At 35.5% G+C, this 4,237-nt stretch carries 4 protein-coding genes and 2 pseudogenes; all 6 read right to left on the bottom strand.

What is annotated here, in order from left to right:
• Nucleotides 1–121 precede the first annotated feature (121 nt).
• Nucleotides 122–907: pseudogene (locus tag HF992_RS11630) on the bottom strand (S8 family serine peptidase); the annotation flags it as partial.
• Between the two features lie 104 nt (nt 908–1,011).
• Nucleotides 1,012–2,502: pseudogene (locus tag HF992_RS12135) on the bottom strand (SAG1250 family conjugative relaxase); the annotation flags it as partial.
• A 131-nt stretch (nt 2,503–2,633) separates the two neighbouring features.
• Nucleotides 2,634–2,945, bottom strand: a complete 312-nt coding sequence (locus tag HF992_RS11615; RefSeq protein ID WP_168550150.1) for a hypothetical protein — start codon at nt 2,943–2,945, stop codon at nt 2,634–2,636.
• A gap of 44 nt (nt 2,946–2,989) precedes the next feature.
• Nucleotides 2,990–3,385, bottom strand: coding sequence for a DUF5945 family protein (locus tag HF992_RS11610; RefSeq protein ID WP_168550152.1), 396 nt, complete (start codon nt 3,383–3,385; stop codon nt 2,990–2,992).
• Nucleotides 3,386–3,388: 3 nt separating this feature from the next.
• Nucleotides 3,389–3,616 (bottom strand): DUF5965 family protein, encoded by a 228-nt coding sequence (locus tag HF992_RS11605; RefSeq protein WP_029174742.1) that lies wholly within the window; start codon nt 3,614–3,616, stop codon nt 3,389–3,391.
• A gap of 53 nt (nt 3,617–3,669) precedes the next feature.
• The coding region (locus HF992_RS11600) for a toprim domain-containing protein (protein WP_246201299.1) at nt 3,670–4,237 on the bottom strand (568 nt) is incomplete at its 5' end.

Raw genomic sequence — 4,237 nt, 5'->3', positions numbered from 1 at the left:
GCCTTTTGTAGTATAATGGTTTTGCATCTCAGAGTTCCTTTTAATGTGTTTGTGGTGAACTACATTATATCTCTCTGAGATGTTTTTGCATACTCTCAACTGGCTAACTTCATTTTAGAACTTTCTCAGTGGAATCTCTTAACAAATATTCTCCTAAACTAAGGTTAATAACATCAACATCATCTTTTGCTGCTTGAATGAGCGCTTTGAGAATCCATTGGTCTTGAGCATTCCCTTCATCAAAAACACGATACATTCGTATTTTCATGTCAGGTGCTATCCCTAAATATTCTCCACTTGATGAAATTTGTCCCACAACAGAGGTCCCATGCCCAATTTTATCTACAACATTTTGGTTATCAACTATTCCTGTTTCCAAATCTGATGTGAAATTTTGTACTGAAATAATGTGTGAATAAATATCTGGATTATCATATGTAATACCAGAATCTATTACACCAATTGTTGCTTTACCAGAGGACTTATGTTGAAATTTACTTCCAGTACTAATACTCTTTTGCATATCCCACTGATTTCCCCAAAAATCTAAATTAGTATTTGTATAAACCTTGTCCCCATACAAATAAGTAATATTAGGCTTTACAGTCATAGTATTATCTATAACTATGTCATCAATATAATTAGAGTTTTCTTTTTTTATTGTATCTTTACTTTTTTCGGTAGAAATAGTTAAAAAATTTATTTCAGGTATTTTATCAGTAAATTTAATTCCTTGGCTTTGTAAAACATCTTCTACATCCTCAATAGATTTATTTTCACTAACTAAAACATTATAACTAATTTCCTTATTTTCATTAGCACTTACTCCTGATGACACAGAACCGCTAGCTAATATAACAATAAACAATGATATAAAAACATTCGACAATAAGCCTATCTTTTTCATAATATCATCTCCTTAGTTTTTTATTCCTTTTTATCAATTTTATTTCAGAATTTCTTCAGAGTACTCAATATTTGGTATCAATAAATCCGAAAAATGCTATTCTTTCACATTTTTTCACTGTGTTCAAATTTTAGTTCATCCTTGCTTGAGTCTATTTCATTTAAAATTTTGACAAACTTTTCCAGCCTCCTTATTAAATACTCATTGTCATCTATTGACTTATCTAACTTAATTTGATAGATTTCGATTTCTTTCTCAACTTGTTCCAGTTTTATAGCCGCAGTTAGACTTATCTTGGCATTGTCATATCTGGTCAAACGACGGTTCTCTATATCATTGTTGTTCAGATTAAGCAAGACCTCCGTTACCTTATTGAGATGAGCAATATGGTCCTGCAACTCTGTAATGGTCAAATCTAATCGAGCAATATCATTAAAAATCTCATCTTTAACCTCTTGATAAGACTTATTCTCTGTATCTAACTCAATGAGGAGATTTATTTCTTCAATCTTTTTCTGAAATGTATCAATGGTTGGTCTTTTTCTTTTAGGGATAGTCTGGCTATCATTGGTTAACTGACGAATGAGTTCACGACCATGCATATAGCGATTGAGTTCAGGCACCTCCTTCTTGTAAATGAAAAATTGTGCGGTCTCACGGATAAAGACATGGTAGTGTTTACCACTCTCTGTCTCTTTAATATCTAAATGACGGTTTGGGATAAAGAACAAGCCGTCTTTTTTAACACCGTAATTCATCCTGATAAAGAGACCATCTTTGACTAACTTATCAATCTGGTATTCATCTAAGATAACCTCAAACTCTTGAACCTGGTCTCGTTTCTCCTTAAATGCTTGATAAGCCTCTTGCAAGTCTTCATAAGCTAACTTATCCTTATCTTGTTCCTCTCAGTATCCCTCAAAGTCTGAAATGAGTTGCGACTGGTCAATAATAGGAACTTCTCCACATTTCTCAAAGTAAGTCTCAAAGAACTGAACATCGTAGAGATTTTTGGAACTAAGTTTTTGGTTATTGACTATAATGCTATGGCCATTTTCTGTTAGAGTAAAAACCACGTGTTTTTGTTTCAGAGAAATAGTGAGGTTGAGCTCTCTAGCAAACTCCAAAAGCTGTGAAAGTTCACGAACTGTGGGTAAGAGAAAATCTAAACATTGCTCAATCGCTCGCTTGGCAAAGTGCTCTCGAAACTATTCCTCGGTATAGGGTTGACGTTTATCTAATTGCTTGCCTCGAATAACTCGCTTCATAGGCATATCCGTCATCAAAAAACGAGCGTATTTTCTTGAAAAATCAATCTGAAAATTCAATGCTTCTGCCTTGGATAAAAAGTCGTCAAAATCCTTACTATTCTCCATCAGAAAATAAAGACGTTGCTTTAATTCAAATTTGTGATTACTTTTGCGATAGGTCACAAACTTCTCATGAGAATAACGGTTCGGTGTGATAATTTTGGCACCTGCTTCTTTGGCAAGTCGATCAGAAATCATCCGTAAATTTCTCTCCTGAGCATAATCCCATTTGAGACTCTTATGAGAATTGAGGTTAACAGAATTGATGAGGATCTCTGATGTTATCCTTGTTATTGACAATGTCCAATAGTTTTTGTCTGACAAAGGGAGAAAACTGCTCCGCATTCTCCTTTCTCATCAGTAGTTGAATCTGCTCAAATTCCTCAAGTGTCAAGTTGATTTCCTTAGGAATAGTATTAGGATAATAGAGATGATTTGGAAAAAGTATCACAGCTTGAAAATGAGAGTATGAAAAAGAGAGCTGAACGCTCTCGGTAAACTATCTTAATCGATTGTTTCGGTTCCTCAATAGATATTTTTTCAATAATGGAAATTAACGAATAAGTTTTCCCGCTTCCAGCACCACCCTCAAGAATAAAATTTTGATCTTGTTTTATTAATTCAAATTGGTTGACCTTGTTTAAGTCGGCTTCAGACATTCCTGATAGACGATGGATGAGACGCTTAAAACTATCTTGATTATGCCTTTGCTTTTTGAATAACTTCATCTTCTTCCCCCATAAAAAGCAGCCCTTATGAGGACTGCTCGTGCTTACAAGTCATCAATGGCTACTGAAATGGCTTGTAATTTCTTATTTTGCTTATTTTTGTCATCAATCAACTGGTGCAACTCTTCGATTTTCTTCTGACTTTGAAGAATGTCTTCATTATTCTGAGCCATCACATCAGCTAGATGTTGCTTGTAGTCGTTTGTAATGTTAGAGGAGGACACCACTTTTGGTGTGGATTGCTCTTGAGTTTTTGGTTGTGAAACGGATTTCTCCTTAGCTTTTTGTTGTTCCATTTCAAAGGCTACCACATAGTCAACATCTTCAGTGCCCTCTTGGTTTTCTTTATGAAATAGTGCTGCAATCTTCGCACGTTCTTCCGATGAAGATGTCGGTGTGTTATCATCTAAGGGTTGGTCAAAGGTCCAGTCTTTTGTCATGTGTTATTCCTCATTTCTATTATCTGATGGTATTGGTTTTTGTTCATCTTGGCCAAAGGCTTGCGTCAATGCTTCATCAAATGTCCAAGGACTGTTTTGTTGGCGTTTGATAAAGGTTTGATACATCGCTGTTTGTAATTGACTGCGATAAGTTTCTAGTTTTTCCGTTTCTTTCGCAACTTTTTCCTCTTGCCTAGCCACTCTTTCAGCTAGGCGTTCAATCACACTCATAGGGTGTCCTCCTTATCACTTTCTAGATTAAGCTAAGAAACTTGATTTTGTTATCACAACTCTAAAGCGGTATTTTTTCTAGGCGGAGGATTGCTTCGGATAACTTGTAACTTGGCCGATTGGATCACATCTTTTAGAGAATAAATATTTTGATATTTTACAACATCATTCCAATCTGCTTTAGTTTCCAGTTCCTGTAATGGTGGACAGTCTGTTTCAGTGGGAAGTCCTTTCTCAGATAATTTCTGACAAAAATCTCTCCCTGCTTCATCATTGTCAACAGCCAAGGTTAATAAGCCTGGGTGCGTCTGAAAGAAGGTAGTCGTCTCTTGTATAGCATGAAGGTAATGCGTTAATCGACTTGGTTTGACAGTATCTAAAAACTCAAGTTTGCCTTGTTCCTCAGCTGCTAATCGTAAAGTCTGATACGCAATCACAGAGAGTTTTAGGCCTTCCATAGAAACCAAACGCACATCTGATAACTGCTTCTGATAGAGTTGATAATAGCTCATCATATCAATCACCGATTCACAAAAGATAAGGCGTTTCGGTTTTCCTATGTCAAAACTCATTCCCACATATCCATGAGAGTCTTTCATGATTTTCTTTAGGTAACCTCGA

The sequence above is a fragment of the Streptococcus ovuberis genome, from assembly GCF_012396585.1.
Lineage (GTDB): Bacteria > Bacillota > Bacilli > Lactobacillales > Streptococcaceae > Streptococcus > Streptococcus ovuberis.
This window is presented reverse-complemented; position numbering and strand designations above follow the sequence as displayed.

What these genes read in the sequence shown, in the direction of transcription:
- HF992_RS11615 (WP_168550150.1), bottom strand. Translation starts at nt 2,945, where the DNA reads ATGAAGTTATTCAAAAAGCAAAGGCATAATCAAGATAGTTTTAAGCGT.
- HF992_RS11610 (WP_168550152.1), bottom strand. Translation starts at nt 3,385, where the DNA reads ATGACAAAAGACTGGACCTTTGACCAACCCTTAGATGATAACACACCG.
- HF992_RS11605 (WP_029174742.1), bottom strand. Translation starts at nt 3,616, where the DNA reads ATGAGTGTGATTGAACGCCTAGCTGAAAGAGTGGCTAGGCAAGAGGAA.